This window comes from Streptomyces sp. NBC_01474 (genome assembly GCF_035918215.1).
Lineage (GTDB): Bacteria > Actinomycetota > Actinomycetes > Streptomycetales > Streptomycetaceae > Streptomyces > Streptomyces aureus.
Window position 1 is genome coordinate 6938273 of record NZ_CP109449.1, and the last position, 15831, is coordinate 6954103.

Consider the following 15831-nt stretch of genomic DNA (forward strand, 5'->3'; position numbering starts at 1 on the left):
CGGCCCGCCCGGCCCTCCCGGTCCGCCGGGAGTGCCGGGTCCGCCTGATCCGGCCGAGTGGGTGCCGCCGTTGCGTCCGCCACTTCCACCGTGGGCCGGGACAGTCTCTTCACGTCCGCCGCGGTGGGCACGGGCTGATGCCGATGCCGATGCCGATGCCGACGAGGGCGGGGTCGGGGTGGGGGCGGCGCCGAGGGAGTTCAGGGAGGAGTGGGACGGTCCGGCGGGCGAGGCGGAGACGGATACGGCCTCGTGGCGGGAGCGGGCAGGGCTCGCCGTGAGGGAGCGGCTGCCGCTGTGGATGCAGACGCGGTGCGGGCTGGAGCGGCGGAGCGTGATCGCTCTGGTCGTGGTCCTGGTCGCGGCGGCGGGCTTCGCCGTGCACCACTTCTGGACCGGACGGGCTCAGCCGGTGAGCGTGCCCGAGGTGGTCCGATCGGCGGCACCCGAGGAGGCGGCGGGTTCGTCCGCCGCCGGTCAGGAGCCGGACACCGGGCCGTCGGTACCCGCCCCGGCCGGGGCGTCGGCTGCGGGCGGTACGAATGAGGCGGCCGGGGCGTCGGGGGCGGGGATCGTCGTGGACGTCAGCGGGAAGGTGCGGAGTCCCGGGATCCATCGGCTGCCGGCCGGATCCAGGGTCGCCGACGCATTGCGCGCCGCCGGAGGGATTCGTCCGGGCGTGGACCCCACGGGAATCAACCGGGCACGACTGCTTGCGGACGGCGAGCAGGTGGTCGTGGGCGTACCGGCGGCCCCGGGAGGGATCGGCTCGGGGGGTTCCGCGGGTTCGGCGGGTTCTGCCGGGACGGGGGCCGGAACCGGGGCCGCGGCTGCGGGGCCGATCGGGCTCAACACCGCTACCGCAGAGCAACTCGACACATTGCCGGGCGTCGGACCGGTGCTGGCCCAGCACATCATCGACTACCGCACCGAGCACGGAGGGTTCCGTTCCGTCGACGAGCTGCGCGAGGTCAACGGCATCGGCGACCGGCGTTTCTCCGACCTCCAGAATCTCGTACGGCCATGAGGAACAGGGGAGTTGCACCGGCCTCGGACTCTTCCTTGGGCGACTCGAGCCCTCGGCAGGAGGGTCCGGCAGACCTCCGTCTCGTCCCTCCGGCGCTCGCGGCATGGGCCACGGCAGCGGTGACCCTGGACGCTCCGGCGGTCTGGGTGACGGCTCTGGCGCTGACCTGCGCGGCGGTGGCCGGAGTGTTGTTACTGGGAGGGGCGACGCGGGGGCGGCACGGAAGGACGGAGCCGTCGTGTCCGCCACTACAGCCCCCGCCCTCGGGATTACGGTCACCGCCACCCCGCCCTCCCGACAGAGTGTTCTCGCTCTGGCCTCGTATGTCCGTGGCCGCCGTGCTGCTGTGCGTTGCCGCGTCCGCGGCCTCGGCCGCCTTGCACGGCGCGGATCTGACGCGCGGGCCTGTTCCCGGGCTTGCCCGGCAATTCGCTCGGGTGACGGTCGAGTTGGAGGTGACGGCCGACCCGCGGCTGACGCGCCCCCGCGTGAAGGGGGACCGCCCGGCTCCCTCCTCCGTCGTCATCGCCGCCGATGTGCTGAGAGTCGGCGCGCAGGGCGGGTCCTCGGGCGGTGCCGGAACGCGGGTGCGTACACCGGTCCTGGTCCTCGTCGACGTGGACCGCGCCGCCGCGGGGAGGACGCCGTGGCTGTCGCTCCTGCCCAGCACGCGGCTGGTCGTGCACGGAGGGCTGGCGCCCGCGTCGGCCGGCGGAGGCCGGGTCGCGGCCCTGCTCCGCGTCGGGCGGGACGAGAGCCCGCGGGTCGTCGGCGCGCCCTCCACGGCTCAGCGGCTCGCGGGGAAGCTGAGGGGAGGGCTGCGGGAGGCGACCGAGGGGCTCCCGGGGGATGCGCGCGCGTTGCTTCCCGGGCTGGTCGTCGGGGACACCTCACGTGTTCCGCCTGAGCTGCACGAGGCGTTCGAGGCCACTGACCTGGTGCACCTGACGGCGGTCAGCGGGGCGAACTTCACGATCCTGCTCGCTCTGCTCATCGGCCCGCCCGGCACCGCCCACCGGTCCGAGCGCCGTGGCCTCGCGCCGAGGCTGGGCATCCCGCTTCGGGCAACCGCTGTGCTCGGCGGCGCGCTCACGCTCGGCTTCGTGATCGTGTGCAGACCGGAGCCGAGCGTGCTCAGGGCGGCGGCCTGCGGGTCCGTCGCGCTGCTCGCCATCGGCACCGGGCGACGCAGGTCCCTGATCCCGGCCCTGGCCACCGTCGTACTGCTGCTGGTGCTGTACGACCCCTGGCTGGCCCGGAGTTACGGGTTCCTGCTGTCCGTCCTGGCCACGGGTGCGCTGCTGACCCTGGCACCGCGCTGGAGTGAGGCACTGCGACGGCGCAGGTGTCCGCCGCGACTGGCGGAGGCGCTCGCCGCCGCCGGCGCGGCGCAGGCGGTGTGTGCGCCGGTGGTCGCGGTCATCGCGTCACGGGTGAGTCTGGTGGCGATGCCCTGCAATCTGCTCGCCGAGTTCGCGGTCGCGCCGGCGACGGTGCTGGGGTTCGCCGCGCTGGCCGCCGCGCCGCTGGCGATGCCGGTCGCGAAGGCCTTTGCCTGGTGCGCGAGCTGGCCCGCCGGATGGATCGCGGACATCGCACGCGCGGGCGCCGCACTGCCCGGCGGAGGCGTGGACTGGCCCGGTGGCCCGAGTGGCGGGCTGCTGCTCGCAGTCGTCACTCTGGGCGTGATCCTCGTGGGCCGTCAGGTGCTCAAGTCTGCGTGGGCCATGGGGATATGTGTGCTGCTGCTGGTTCTCGTGGTCATGCAGCCGAGACCCTTGACCCGGGTGATCACGGGGTGGCCCCCGCCGGGGTGGCGGATGGTCATGTGCGATGTGGGGCAGGGGGACGCGCTGGTGCTCGCGGTGGGCGCGGGGGCCGGCGTGGTGGTCGACGCGGGGCCCGATCCGGTGCTGGTCGACCGCTGTCTGCGCTCGCTCGGGATCACCCGGGTCCCGCTCGTCCTGCTGACCCACTTCCACGCGGATCACGTCGCGGGTCTGCCCGGGGTGCTGCGGGGTCGTGAGGTGGGGGCGATCGAGACGACGGGGTTCGACGAGCCGCCTGAGCAGGTGCGTTTTGTCAGGGGGTTGGCGGAAGCGCGGCACATCACGATGACCCGGGCCGCCGCGGGGGAGCAGCGGCGGACGGGCCGGCTCGCATGGCAGGTGCTGTGGCCGCCGCCGCGACCCGCCCCGGACCCGGACGGCCCGAACGACGCGAGCGTCACGCTGCTGGTCCGCACCGCGGGCCTCACCCTGTTGCTCATGGGTGACCTCGAACCACCGGCGCAGCGCGCCCTGTTGAGATCCCCCGGGGTGGCGGCGCTGCCACCCGTGGACGTTCTCAAGGTCGCCCACCACGGCTCGGCCTACCAGGATCCGGTACTCCTGCGCCGGGTCGCGCCCAGGCTTGCTCTGATCTCTTGCGGCGAGAACAACCAATATGGACATCCGTCGGCGCGTACGGTCGCGGAGTTGCGGGCCGGGGGAGCGGTGGTCCTCCGGACGGACCGGGACGGGGTGTTGGCGGTCACCGGGTCCGGGCAGGACGGGTCCGGGCAGGGCGGATCAGGGCAGGGCGGATCAGGGCCGGCCCGTTCCGGGGCGGGGGAGCGGGAGGGCGCGGGGCTCGGTGTGGTGGCGGGCGGGTCATGACGGGTGCCCCGAGTCGGACGCGCTGTTACCGGTTGGTAGAAATGCCTCCGAGCTGGTGAAACGGTAAGCGGAATGACTAATTCAGGCATCTCTGTACAGGGGGTAACAGTCTCTGGCATTCCCGCGATGTGAGCCCGTGTTGCCTCGAATGCCACAACGATGGTCGAATGCATCTTCGTTGATGGTGGTGTCAAGCTTCACTGGGGTGTCTCGCACATGTTCGGCCGCTGGCTGGGAAACCGTACGAACCGGGCTCAACGAACGAGTCCGCTCGCGGGGGTGAGCGTGCCGCCCGGTGCGGGGTTCGTCAGCTGCCGGGTGCTCGACCCCGTCAACGAGCCCGTGCGCGGCGCCGAGTTCGCGGTGAGCGACGCCATGGGGCGCACGGTCGTGAGTGGCGGGGCCGACCCGTTCGGCTCGTTCGTCGCGGCCGTTCCCGCCGGTGACTACCGGCTCGCGGTCACGGCGGAGGGCTACACGCCGTACCGGGGGAGCGCCTCGGTCGGCGACAGCGCGCACTCCTCTCTCGGTGACGTCATGCTCCAGGTCGCCCAGCCGCCCGCCCTGCCCGACGCCGGGGACTGGGAGATCGAGCCGATGCACTCGTCTGTCGGGTTCACGGCGCGCCACATCGGACTGGCCCGGATCCACGGCCGGTTCAACACATTCGCGGGCGCGCTGCGCATCGCCGAGCGGGTCGAGCAGTCGGCGATGCACGTGGTCATCGACGCGTCGTCCATCGACACGAACGTGAAGATGCGCGACGACCACCTCAGGTCGGCCGATTTCCTCGACGTGGACCACTTCCCGACGCTCGAGTTCTACAGCGAGCGGTTCGTGCACAAGGGCGGCAGCCGCTGGGCGATCACGGGCGCTCTCTCCCTGCACGGTGTGACGCGTACGGTCACGCTCGACGCGGAGTACCTGGGTCTGGGCAACGGCATGGAGGGGGAGACCCGTGCGGCCTGCCGCGCCACCACGGAGCTGCACCGCGACGACTTCACGGTCAACTGGCAGACGATGCTGGCCCGTGGGATCGCGGCGGTCGGCTCCAGCGTGACGATCGAGCTCGACATCCAGATCGTCCCCAAGGGCTGACGCAACGCCCCCGCCGCCCCGACCAGGGCAGCCCCGGCCCCCGCAGCCCCGGCCCCCGCAGCCCCGGCCAGGGCAGCCCCGGCTAAGGCGTTTCGAGCCAGCCGTCGTGTTCCGCGGCGAATTCGTCGAGTGAGGCGGTGTCGAGACGGCTGGTGGGGTCCTCGATCACCACGAGCCACTGGGCGTCCTCGGCGTCGTCCTCACCGGCCAGCGCGTCCCGTACGAGCTGGGGCTCCTCGGTGACTCCGAACCGGTCGGGAAGCTCCTCGGCCACCTCCTCCGCGGCGTCGCGGTCGGGCAGCACCAGTACATGTCGTGCATCGGTCACCCGGCCATTCTCCGGCACTGCGGGGGTTGTCAGTGCCGCGTGGGATGCTTGACCGCGATGGCCAGGAAGACTGCAACAGACGACGTGCTAGCCCCTGTCACCCTCGCCGTGGGGCAGGAGGACCTGCTGCTCGATCGCGCCGTGCAGCAGGTGGTGGCGGCCGCCCGCGCCGCCGACGCGGACACCGATGTGCGTGACCTCACGTCCGACCAGCTCCAGCCCGGCACGCTCGCCGAGCTGACCAGCCCGTCGCTCTTCGCCGAGCGCAAGGTCGTGGTCGTACGCAATGCGCAGGACCTCTCGGCCGACACGATCAAGGACGTGAAGGGCTACTTGGCGGCTCCCGCCGAGGAGATCACGCTGGTGCTGCTGCACGCAGGCGGCGCCAAGGGCAAGGGGCTGCTCGACGCGGCCCGCAAGGCGGGGGCCCGCGAGGTGGCCTGCCCCAAGATGACCAAGCCGGCGGACCGGCTGGCGTTCGTGCGCAGCGAGTTCCGGGTGATCGGCCGTTCCGCGACGCCGGAGGCGTGCCAGGCCCTGGTCGACTCGATCGGCAGTGACCTGCGGGAGCTGGCTTCCGCCGTGACGCAGCTCAGCGCGGACGTCGAGGGCACGATCGACGAGGCGGTCGTCGCGCGGTACTACACGGGCCGGGCGGAGGCATCCAGCTTCACCGTCGCCGACCGGGCCGTCGAGGGCCGCGCCGCGGAGGCGCTCGAGGCGCTGCGGTGGTCGTTGTCGACGGGGGTGGCGCCCGTGCTGATCACCAGCGCGCTCGCCCAGGGGGTCCGCGCCATCGGCAAGCTGTCGTCGGCACGCGGCGGCCGGCCCGCTGATCTCGCCCGCGAGCTGGGGATGCCGCCGTGGAAGATCGACCGGGTGCGTCAGCAGATGCGGGGCTGGACGCCGGACGGAGTGGCCGTCGCGCTGCGGGCCGTCGCCGAGGCCGACGCGGGCGTCAAGGGCGGCGGGGACGATCCCGAGTACGCCCTGGAGAAAGCCGTGGTCGCCATCGCAAGGGCCGCCCGCTCCCGCCGCGGCTGAGCCATCCGAATACGGGTCCTGGGACACGTGACCGCCTGAACGCCAAAAACCCCGCCCTGCCGTCCCGGGGAAGGGCGGCTGTGCGGGGTTTCAGGTTCAAGCTCGATGGATCCGCACCCGCGTGGCGAACGCAGTCGCGTGCAGATCCGGGGTGCCGGCCGGGAGCGGAGAGAGAGGGCCCGCTCGGGTCCGTCCGGCGATCACATCAAAGGAGTGCCCGTCCCGTGAGGGAGCGGGTACTCAGCCCTTGAGGGAAGAAGCCTTGGAAGCAAGCGCCGACTTCTTGTTGGCGGCCTGGTTCTTGTGGATGACGCCCTTGGAGACGGCCTTGTCGAGCTTGCGCGAAGCCTCGCGCGTGAGCTCCTCGGCCTTCTGGGTGTCACCCGCGGCAACGGCCTCGCGGGCCTTGCGGATCGCGGTCTTCAGGGAGGACTTGACAGCCTTGTTGCGCTGACGAGCCTTCTCGTTGGTCTTGATCCGCTTGATCTGGGACTTGATGTTCGCCACGAAATGAGCCTTTTCAGGTTCAGGCACGCGAGCTCACGCCCACGTGCCGGTGATTTCTCTTGAGGTGCCTCGTGCTGAGAAGGCAAGAGACACAGCTGTCAACGTTACCAGCCGTGCTCCGAGCGGCCCAAACCGGGCGCAGTCCCGCGTCCGTGGGACCATGGAATCTACGTATCGATCCGACCCGAGGCGACAGGCGCCTCAAGAGACAGGACCCTGCGTGCCCGCGACCCCTAACAATGTGCCCGAGCCGAGCCGTACCGCCCCGGCTCTGATCCGCAATTTCTGCATCATCGCGCACATCGACCACGGCAAGTCCACGCTCGCCGACCGGATGCTCCAGCTGACCGGTGTGGTCGATCAGCGGCAGATGCGTGCTCAGTACCTCGACCGGATGGACATCGAGCGCGAGCGCGGCATCACGATCAAGTCCCAGGCGGTGCGTCTGCCCTGGGCCCCGAGCGAGGACCCGGGCAGCACTCACATCCTCAACATGATCGACACCCCGGGGCACGTGGACTTCACGTACGAGGTCTCACGGTCCCTCGCGGCATGTGAGGGCACGGTCCTGCTCGTCGACGCGGCCCAGGGCATCGAGGCGCAGACTCTCGCCAACCTCTATCTGGCGATGGAGAACGACCTCAAGATCATCCCGGTTCTCAACAAGATCGACCTGCCGGCCGCCCAGCCCGAGAAGTTCTCCGAGGAGCTCGCGAACCTCATCGGCTGCGACCCGGACGACGTGCTGAAGGTCTCCGCGAAGACCGGCATGGGTGTCGAGGCGCTGCTCGACAAGGTCGTGGCCGAGATTCCGGCCCCGGTCGGTGTCGCCGATGCGCCCGCCCGCGCGATGATCTTCGACTCGGTCTATGACTCCTACCGCGGCGTCGTCACCTACGTACGAGTCGTCGACGGCCAGCTCAACAAGCGTGAGCGCATCCGGATGATGTCCACCGGCGCCACGCACGAGCTGCTCGAGATCGGTGTCTCCTCGCCGGAGATGACCCCGGCCGACGGCATCGGCGTCGGTGAGGTGGGCTACATCATCACCGGCGTGAAGGACGTCCGTCAGTCCAAGGTCGGTGACACGATCACCTCCCTGCACAACGGCGCCACCGTCGCGCTCGGCGGCTACAAGGACCCGAAGCCGATGGTCTTCTCGGGCCTCTATCCGCTGGACGGCTCGGAGTACCCGGACCTGCGCGAGGCCCTCGACAAGCTGCAGCTCAACGACGCCGCGCTCGTCTACGAGCCGGAGACCTCGGCCGCCCTCGGCTTCGGCTTCCGCGTCGGCTTCCTCGGCCTGCTCCACCTCGACGTGATCCGTGAGCGCCTGGAGCGCGAGTTCGGGCTCGACCTCATCGCCACCGCGCCCAACGTGGTCTACCGCGTGGCCATGGAGGACGGCACCGAGCACACGGTCACCAATCCGAGCGAGTTCCCCGAAGGCAAGATCGACAAGGTCTTCGAGCCGGTCGTGCGCGCCACGATCCTCGCCCCCAGCGAGTTCATCGGCTCGATCATGGAGCTCTGCCAGACCCGCCGCGGCACGTTGCTCGGCATGGACTACCTCTCCGAGGACCGCGTCGAGATCCGCTACACGCTGCCGCTCGCGGAGATCGTCTTCGACTTCTTCGACCAGCTGAAGTCCAAGACGCGCGGCTACGCGTCCCTGGACTACGAGCCCACCGGCGAGCAGGACTCCAGCCTGGTCAAGGTCGACATCCTGCTGCACGGCGACAAGGTCGACGCCTTCTCCGCGGTCACGCACAAGGACGCGGCGTACGCGTACGGTGTGCGGCTGGTCGCCAAGCTGCGTGAGCTCATCCCGCGGCAGGCCTTCGAGGTGCCGATCCAGGCCGCCATCGGCTCCCGGGTCATCGCCCGCGAGACGATCCGCGCGATCCGCAAGGACGTCCTCGCCAAGTGCTACGGCGGTGACATCTCCCGTAAGCGCAAGCTGCTCGAGAAGCAGAAGGAGGGCAAGAAGCGCATGAAGATGGTCGGCTCCGTCGAGGTGCCGCAGGAAGCCTTCATCGCCGTGCTCTCCAGCGACGACAGCGGCACGAAGAAGAAGTAGGCCGGTCGGCACAGCTGTCCGGGGCCCGTCGCGCGTCAGTGCGGCGGGCCTCTTGATTTCCCGGCATTGTTGTGCGGGCCTTTTGTGGGGGCCGTGTGTACAGCGGCTGTCGACAAGAAGTGACAGGCTGCGGCCCCTTACGCACCGGGCGACCGCGCTCTACTCTGATCACTGCTCGGTAGTTACTCGCCAGTTAAACAACAGCCGCCATCAGCCAGCCGCGCCCAGTCTCGCCGCGCTGCCGCGGGCCCCCGGAGGACGTCGTGAGCGACACACAGACCCTGATCGAGAACCGTCCGCCGTCAGTGGCGGCCCTCTTCCTGGAGCGCGTGGCGGCCACGCCGGATACCGAGGCCTACCGCTACCCGGTACCAGCCGCCGGTGAGGGCCCCGACGAGTGGAAGTCGCTGAGCTGGGCGCAGGCCTCGACGCGGGTCTACGCCATCGCGGCCGGCCTGATCGAGCTGGGCGTGCAGCCGGAGGAGCGGGTCGCGCTCGCCTCCTCCACGCGGGTCGAGTGGATCCTGGCCGACCTCGGCATCCTGTGCGCGGGCGCCGCGACGACCACCGTGTACCCGCAGACCAACGCCGAGGAGTCGGCGTTCATTCTCGCGGACTCGGACAGCAAGGTCCTGATCGCCGAGGACGCGGCGCAGCTGGCCAAGGCCCGCGAGCGCCGGGCCGAGCTGCCTGACCTCGCCCATGTCGTCGTCATCGACGAGGCCGGGGTCGAGCCGGACGCCGCGGACCCCGAGGGCTGGCTGCTCACGCTCGCCGACCTGGAGAAGCGCGGCGCCGCGTACCTGGAGAAGCACCCGCACCTGATCAAGGAGAAGGTCGGCGCGATCACCGCGGACCAGCTCGCGACGCTGATCTACACCTCCGGCACCACCGGCCGCCCCAAGGGTGTGCGCCTCCCGCAGGACAACTGGTCGTACATGGCGAAGGCCATCTCCGCGACCGGCCTGGTCGGCCCGGACGACGTGCAGTACCTGTGGCTGCCCCTCGCGCACGTCTTCGGCAAGGTCCTCACCTCCGGGCAGATCGAGGTCGGGCACGTCACCGCCGTCGACGGCCGCGTGGACAAGATCATCGAGAACCTGCCCATCGTGCAGCCGACGTACATGGCCGCGGTGCCGCGCATCTTCGAGAAGGTCTACAACGGGGTCGCGGCCAAGGCGCGGGCGGGCGGCGGCGCCAAGTACAAGATCTTCCAGTGGGCCGCCGAGGTCGCGCGCGAGTACGCGAAGGCCGGCCAGGACAACTTCCGCAGGACCGGTTCGGCCTCGGTGCCGTTCGGACTCGGTGCGAAGCACAAGGTCGCCGACGCGCTCGTCTACTCCAAGCTGCGTGAGGCGTTCGGCGGCCGGCTGCGCGCCTGCGTCTCCGGCTCCGCCGCGCTCGCCCCCGAGATCGGCTACTTCTTCGCCGGCGCGGGTGTGCACATCCTGGAGGGCTACGGCCTCACGGAGACCTCCGCCGCGTCCTTCGTCAACCCCGGCGAGGCGTACCGCACCGGTACGGTCGGCAAGCCGGTGCCCGGCACGGAGGTGCGGATCGCGGACGACGGCGAGATCCTGTTGCGCGGCCCCGGCGTCATGCAGGGCTACCACGGGCTGCCCGAGAAGACGGCCGAGGTCCTGGAGTCCGACGGCTGGTTCCACACCGGCGACATCGGCGAGCTGTCGCCCGACGGCTACCTCAAGATCACCGACCGCAAGAAGGACCTGATCAAGACCTCGGGCGGCAAGTACGTCGCGCCCGCCGAGGTCGAGGGCCAGTTCAAGGCCGTGTGCCCGTACGTCTCGAACATCCTGGTGCACGGCGCCGACCGGAACTTCTGCACGGCGCTCATCGCCCTCGACGAGCCGTCCATCCTGGAGTGGGCCAAGGGCCACGGGCTGGAGGGCAAGTCGTACGCCGATGTGGTCGCGGCCCCCGTCACGGTCGAACTGGTCGAGGGCTACGTCAAGGAGCTCAACCAGGGCCTCCAGAAGTGGCAGACCATCAAGAAGTTCAAGCTCCTGCCGCGCGACCTCGACATCGAGCACGGCGAGCTGACCCCGAGCCTGAAGCTGAAGCGGCCGGTCGTCGAGCGCGAGTACGGGCACCTGATCGAGGAGATGTACGCGGGCTCGCGTGAGGCGTGAGGCGTGAGGCGTGAGGCGGCGGTTGTGCGGCTGGGGGTGCGGGGGTCGGCCCCCGCACCGATGCAGCCGGGCACCTGATCGACGAGATGTACGCGGCCTCGCGCGAGAAGTGACGCCCCGCGTCACCGCTTGAGGGATGTGTCGCGGTCCGCCACTACGGTGTGCGGCCGCGACGCATCTCCCGTAACAGCTCCATCATCTGTGTCACCTGGCGGCGCCATTTGGCGGCGTCCGGCAGGGTGCCGGCCGTCAGTTCGCGTTCGACGGCGGACCGGCGGGCCGTCAGCTCCGGCACGTGGCCGCCGAGCCGGCCCTCGGTGCCGGCCTCGCGGGCCACACGCGTGACCTCGTCGGCGAACGCGGATAGTTGGTCGGCCTCGTGTTCACGGTCAGATTCGGTTCGAGCAGCTCACCGGTCGCCTCGATCGTGACCGTACGCGCCGGATCGCCCCGCGCCGCTGCCGTCGTCACCAGTGCGAGCCCTCCCCTGGCTCGCCTCGACCCGCTCGTCGAGCCGCCCGTGCCGCACGATCTCCTGCCGCACACGCGTGAGTTCGGCGTCGTAGTGCCGGCTGCGGTCCATGATCTGGTGGAACATCGCGCCGCGTTCGGCCGCCAGGCTCTCCCCGGTCTCCGGGGCCTTGGCGAAATCCCCGTCCCGCGCCGACGTCATCGCGGCGAGCAGCGCACGCGGTTCGGCGGCCTCGATCCGGTCCGGATCCGGAGTACGCGTAGCACTGTTCGCGCTCATGGTGGCCCACTTCGGTAACTCGGTGCTTATGGGCGGGATCAGTCTGTCACTCTGTCCGTGTCGCCTGAGGCGTCTATGCCCGAACTGCTCAGGAGCCGCACCGTGGGGTCCATTCCGCTGCAACGGGAGACCACCTACGCCACCGACGAGCCCTCCCGTCCGCCGGGAGCACCGGCCGTCGTGCGGACCTCGCTGCCCGGAAACCCGCTGGCCCCCGCGGCCGCCCGCCGCTTCGTACGGGGTGCTCTCACCGACTGGGCCGAGCTCGGCCTGACTGCCACGGACGGCGTCGGCGACCGGCTCACCGACGACGCCGTGGTCGTACTCAGCGAACTCGTCACGAACGCCGTCGTCCACGCCGGCACCAATGTCGAGCTGCTGTGCCGTCTCGAAACCGGCCACCCCGACGACCTGGACGGCGGGTGCGCGCCCGCCGCCCTCGTCATCGAGGTCTCCGACCACCACCCCGCCCGCGCCGTCCGCAGCGACCGCACCGACATGGGCCCCGACACCCCCGAGTGCGGCCGCGGCCTGCGCCTCGTGGCCTCCCTCTCCGACGCCTGGGGGATCACGTACCAGCACGGCACCAAGACCGTCTGGGCCCGCCTCCCCGTCGACGGCGCCGAGCCGCGGGGCGGTGACCCCGAGGCGTTCCCCGGCGCAAGAACCTTTCAGCGCGGGCTGCGCGCCGCCGACATACTGGCTCCCACGCCGCGCCGTTTCCCGCACGACCAGGACTGGGTCAACCGCGGCGCGCTCTCCTTCCTCGCCGAGGCCTCCGACCTGCTGGCGGGACAGCTCGACGAGGACCAGGTCGCCTCACTCGCCGGACAGATGCTGGTGCCGCGTCTCGCCGACTGGTGCGCCGTCTGGCTCGACGACGAGGACGGCAGGCCGGACCGGGGCGCCGCCGACCGGGCGGCCCGCGGCACCGGTGCCCTCGCCACGCCCCGCCTCGCCCGCGTCTGGCACACCAGCGAGAACCGCATGGAGGAGCTCCGCAAGATCCTGGAGAAGGACCCGCCACAGCCCACCGACGCGGCGCGCAGCGCGGCCGTCCCCGTGCCGTGGCCCTTCGAGTCCCTCGGCGGCGACCCGGCCGGCGCCGCGCTCGCCTACCGCCTCAGCGCGGGCGGCCGCGCGGTGGGCACCCTCCTCATCGGGCGGGCCGGCCTGACCCGCTTCCCCGACGAGGTCACCGGCCTCGTCGAGGACTTCGCCCGCCGCGTCGCCCTCGCCGTCAGCGCCGCCCGCCGCTACGCCCGCCAGGCCACCATCAGCCGCATCCTCCAGCGCGGACTGCTGCCCTCCGCCGTCGCCCAGATCCCCGGCATCGAGTCCGCGCTCGTCTACGAGCCGCGCGACGCGGGCGGCCCGGGCGGCGACTTCTACGACGTGTTCCCCGCCGGTGACGGCCGCTGGTGCTTCGCGCTCGGCGACGTCCAGGGCAAGGGCCCGGAGGCGGCCGTCGTCATCGGCCTCGCCCGGCCCTGGCTGCGGCTGCTCGCCCGCGAGGGGTACCAGGTCGCCGAGGTCCTCGACCGTCTCAACCGGCTCCTCCTCGACGACGCCACGGAGGCGGCCGACGCCGCGGCCCGCGCGCTCGCCGCCGCGGGCGGCCAGGGCCTCACATCCGAGGGAGCCCCCCGCTTCCTCTCCCTGCTCTACGGGGAGCTGGTGCCCACCGAGGACGGGATGCGCTGCACCCTGGCCTCCGCCGGACACCCGCTGCCGCTCCTGCTGCGGCCCGACGGCCTGGTCGGGTCCGCCGCCGAGCCCCAGGTGCTCCTCGGCGTCGTCGACGACCCCGGCTACACCAGCGAGAGCCTCGTACTCCACGACGGCGACACCCTCCTGTGCGTCACGGACGGGGTGACGGAGCGCAGGGACGGGCACCGCCAGTTCGACGACGGCGACGGCCTCTCCCACGCCCTCGCCGGCTGCACGGGACTCACCGCACCCCTGCTCGCCGAGCGGATCAAACGCCTGGTCCACGAGTTCTCGGAGAGCCCGCCGGACGACGACCTCGCCCTCCTGGTCCTCCAGGCGCGGTGACCCCCGGAGCAGCGACCGGCAGGGCAACCTCACGGCTGCGGGACAATAGGTCCATGCCTTCCGCACTCCCCGACGGTGAGCCCGTCCCCGACGACGGCGCGCTGCCCGCCTCCGCCCTGGCCGGGGCGGCCGAGCGGCCCCTCGGGTTCTATCTGCACGTCCCGTACTGCGCCACGCGCTGCGGCTACTGCGACTTCAACACGTACACCGCGACCGAGCTGCGCGGCTCCGGCGGTGTGCTCGCCTCTCGCGACAACTACGCGGACACCCTCGTCGACGAGGTGCGCCTCGCCCGCAAGGTACTCGGCGACGACCCGCGCCAGGTGCGCACCGTCTTCGTCGGAGGCGGCACCCCGACGCTCCTCGCGGCCGACGACCTCGTACGGATGCTCGGGGCGATCCGCGACGAGTTCGGGCTCGCGACCGACGCCGAGGTGACGACGGAGGCCAACCCCGAGTCCGTCGGCCCCGCCTACCTGGAGACCCTCCGCGAAGGGGGCTTCAACCGGATCTCCTTCGGCATGCAGAGCGCCAAGCAGCACGTCCTGAAGATCCTCGACCGCACCCACACCCCCGGACGCCCCGAGGCCTGCGTCGCCGAGGCGCGCGCCGCGGGCTTCGACCACGTCAACCTGGACCTGATCTACGGCACCCCAGGCGAGAGCGACGACGACTGGCGGGCCTCGCTGGAGGCGGCCATCGACGCCGGGCCCGACCATGTGTCGGCGTACGCGCTGATCGTCGAGGAGGGCACCCAGCTCGCCCGGCGCATCCGCCGCGGCGAGGTCCCGATGACGGACGACGACGTCCACGCGGACCGCTACCTGATCGCGGACGAGGTCCTCGCAGGGGCGGGCTTCGACTGGTACGAGGTGTCGAACTGGGCCACCACCGACGCCGGGCGCTGCCTGCACAACGAGCTGTACTGGCGCGGCGCCGACTGGTGGGGCGCGGGTCCCGGCGCGCACAGCCACGTCGGCGGCGTGCGCTGGTGGAACGTGAAGCACCCGGGCGCCTACGCCGGGCGCCTCGCGGAGGGGCGCTCGCCCGGCGCGGGGCGCGAGCTCCTGTCGGACGAGGACCGGCGCGTCGAGCGCATCCTGCTGGAGCTGCGCCTCCTCGAGGGCTGCCCCCTGTCGCTCCTGAAGCCGGCGGGCCGCGCCGCCGCCGGCCGGGCCCTGTCCGACGGCCTGCTCGAAGCGGCCCCGTACGAGTCCGGGCGCGCTGTCCTCACCCTGCGCGGCCGTCTCCTCGCCGACGCGGTCGTCCGCGACCTCGTCGACTGAGCCCGCGCAGCCTCGCTGTCGGGGGAGCGTCAGGGCAGCGTCACGAAATCGATCAACTCCTCGACCCTGCCCAGGAGTTCGGGCTCCAGATCGCGGTAGCTGTGCACCCGCGACAGGATGTGCTGCCAGGCTGCGCCGGTGTTCTCCGGCCAGCCGAGCGCCCGGCACACGCCCGTCTTCCAGTCCTGGCCGCGCGGCACCCGGGGCCACGCCCGGATGCCCACGGCCGACGGCTTCACGGCCTCCCACACGTCGATGTAGGGGTGGCCGACGACCAGCGCGTGCTCGCCGGTGACCTGCGCCGCGATGCGTGACTCCTTCGAGCCGGGCACCAGATGGTCGACGAGGACGCCGAGCCGCGCGTCGGGCCCCGGGGCGAATTCGGCGACGATCGCGGGCAGGTCGTCGACGCCCTCCAGGTACTCCACGACCACGCCCTCGATGCGCAGGTCGTCGCCCCAGACCCGCTCCACCAGCTCCGCGTCGTGCCGGCCCTCCACATAGATGCGCCCGGCCCGCGCGACCCGGGCCCGTGCCCCGGGCACCGCGACCGACCCGGAGGCCGTGCGTGTGGGACGTACGGGCGCGGCGGACGCAGGACGTACGAGGGTGACGACCCGGCCCTCGAGCAGGAAGCCGCGCGGCTCCATGGGGAACACCCGGTGCTTGCCGAAGCGGTCCTCCAGGGTCACCGTCGGGCCCTGGGCCGTCTTCTCGCAGCAGATGACCGCCCCGCAGAACCCGGTCGTGACCTCCTCGACCACGAGATCCACGTCCGCCGCCACCTCGGGCGCGGCCTGCTGCTTCTTCCATGGCGGGGTGAAGTCGGGGGAGTACTGGCGCATTCG

12 protein-coding genes and 1 pseudogene are annotated in these 15831 nt (G+C 71.6%); 8 read left to right on the plus strand and 5 right to left on the minus strand.

Annotated elements, in window-relative coordinates; translation table 11 throughout:
- Window positions 1-178: 178 nt before the first annotated feature.
- The 3 genes from OG758_RS31645 to OG758_RS31655 all read left to right on the plus strand — a co-directional run bounded on the left by OG758_RS31645 (window position 179) and on the right by OG758_RS31655 (window position 4782).
- Window positions 179-1027, plus strand: a complete 849-nt coding sequence (locus tag OG758_RS31645; RefSeq protein ID WP_326713051.1) for a ComEA family DNA-binding protein — start codon at window positions 179-181, stop codon at window positions 1025-1027.
- Window positions 1024-3684, plus strand: coding sequence for a ComEC/Rec2 family competence protein (locus OG758_RS31650; RefSeq protein ID WP_326713052.1), 2661 nt, complete (start codon window positions 1024-1026; stop codon window positions 3682-3684). The genes OG758_RS31645 and OG758_RS31650 overlap by 4 nt, the downstream gene beginning before the upstream one ends.
- Window positions 3685-3900: 216 nt before the next feature.
- Entirely contained in the window at window positions 3901-4782 is an 882-nt protein-coding gene (locus tag OG758_RS31655; RefSeq protein WP_326713053.1) for a YceI family protein, read from the plus strand.
- A gap of 82 nt (window positions 4783-4864) precedes the next feature.
- On the opposite strand, the gene OG758_RS31660 is transcribed toward OG758_RS31655, so the two are convergent.
- Complete coding sequence (locus OG758_RS31660; protein WP_326713054.1) at window positions 4865-5110, minus strand: hypothetical protein; 246 nt, start codon at window positions 5108-5110, stop codon at window positions 4865-4867.
- A 57-nt stretch (window positions 5111-5167) separates the two neighbouring features.
- Between OG758_RS31660 and holA the strand changes: the two genes are divergently transcribed.
- Entirely contained in the window at window positions 5168-6154 is a 987-nt protein-coding gene (holA, locus tag OG758_RS31665) for a DNA polymerase III subunit delta (protein WP_326713055.1), read from the plus strand.
- Window positions 6155-6394: 240 nt separating this feature from the next.
- On the opposite strand, the gene rpsT is transcribed toward holA, so the two are convergent.
- Window positions 6395-6661 (minus strand): 30S ribosomal protein S20, encoded by a 267-nt coding sequence (rpsT, locus tag OG758_RS31670; RefSeq protein WP_100594244.1) that lies wholly within the window; start codon window positions 6659-6661, stop codon window positions 6395-6397.
- Between the two features lie 220 nt (window positions 6662-6881).
- Between rpsT and lepA the strand changes: the two genes are divergently transcribed.
- Window positions 6882-8741: a translation elongation factor 4 gene (gene lepA / locus OG758_RS31675; protein ID WP_326713056.1), complete on the plus strand. Its 1860-nt coding sequence runs from the start codon at window positions 6882-6884 to the stop codon at window positions 8739-8741.
- A 263-nt stretch (window positions 8742-9004) separates the two neighbouring features.
- Entirely contained in the window at window positions 9005-10891 is a 1887-nt protein-coding gene (locus OG758_RS31680) for an AMP-dependent synthetase/ligase (protein WP_326713057.1), read from the plus strand.
- A 298-nt stretch (window positions 10892-11189) separates the two neighbouring features.
- Here OG758_RS31680 and OG758_RS49120 read toward each other — a convergent pair.
- Both OG758_RS49120 and OG758_RS31690 read right to left on the minus strand, forming a co-directional pair.
- Window positions 11190-11371, minus strand: a pseudogene (locus OG758_RS49120) (hypothetical protein); the annotation flags it as partial.
- Complete coding sequence (locus OG758_RS31690) at window positions 11301-11642, minus strand: hypothetical protein (protein ID WP_326713059.1); 342 nt, start codon at window positions 11640-11642, stop codon at window positions 11301-11303. The gene OG758_RS31690 and the pseudogene OG758_RS49120, both read right to left, overlap by 71 nt.
- A gap of 102 nt (window positions 11643-11744) precedes the next feature.
- Here OG758_RS31690 and OG758_RS31695 point away from each other — a divergent pair, with 102 nt between their 5' ends.
- Window positions 11745-13697, plus strand: coding sequence for a SpoIIE family protein phosphatase (locus OG758_RS31695; RefSeq protein WP_326713060.1), 1953 nt, complete (start codon window positions 11745-11747; stop codon window positions 13695-13697).
- A 53-nt stretch (window positions 13698-13750) separates the two neighbouring features.
- The gene (hemW, locus tag OG758_RS31700; RefSeq protein ID WP_326713061.1) at window positions 13751-14983 is read left to right on the plus strand and encodes a radical SAM family heme chaperone HemW; all 1233 of its coding nucleotides are present in this window, start codon (window positions 13751-13753) and stop codon (window positions 14981-14983) included.
- Window positions 14984-15012: 29 nt separating this feature from the next.
- Here hemW and OG758_RS31705 read toward each other — a convergent pair whose 3' ends face one another.
- Window positions 15013-15828, minus strand: coding sequence for a DUF3097 domain-containing protein (locus tag OG758_RS31705; RefSeq protein ID WP_326713062.1), 816 nt, complete (start codon window positions 15826-15828; stop codon window positions 15013-15015).
- Window positions 15829-15831: the final 3 nt, after the last annotated feature.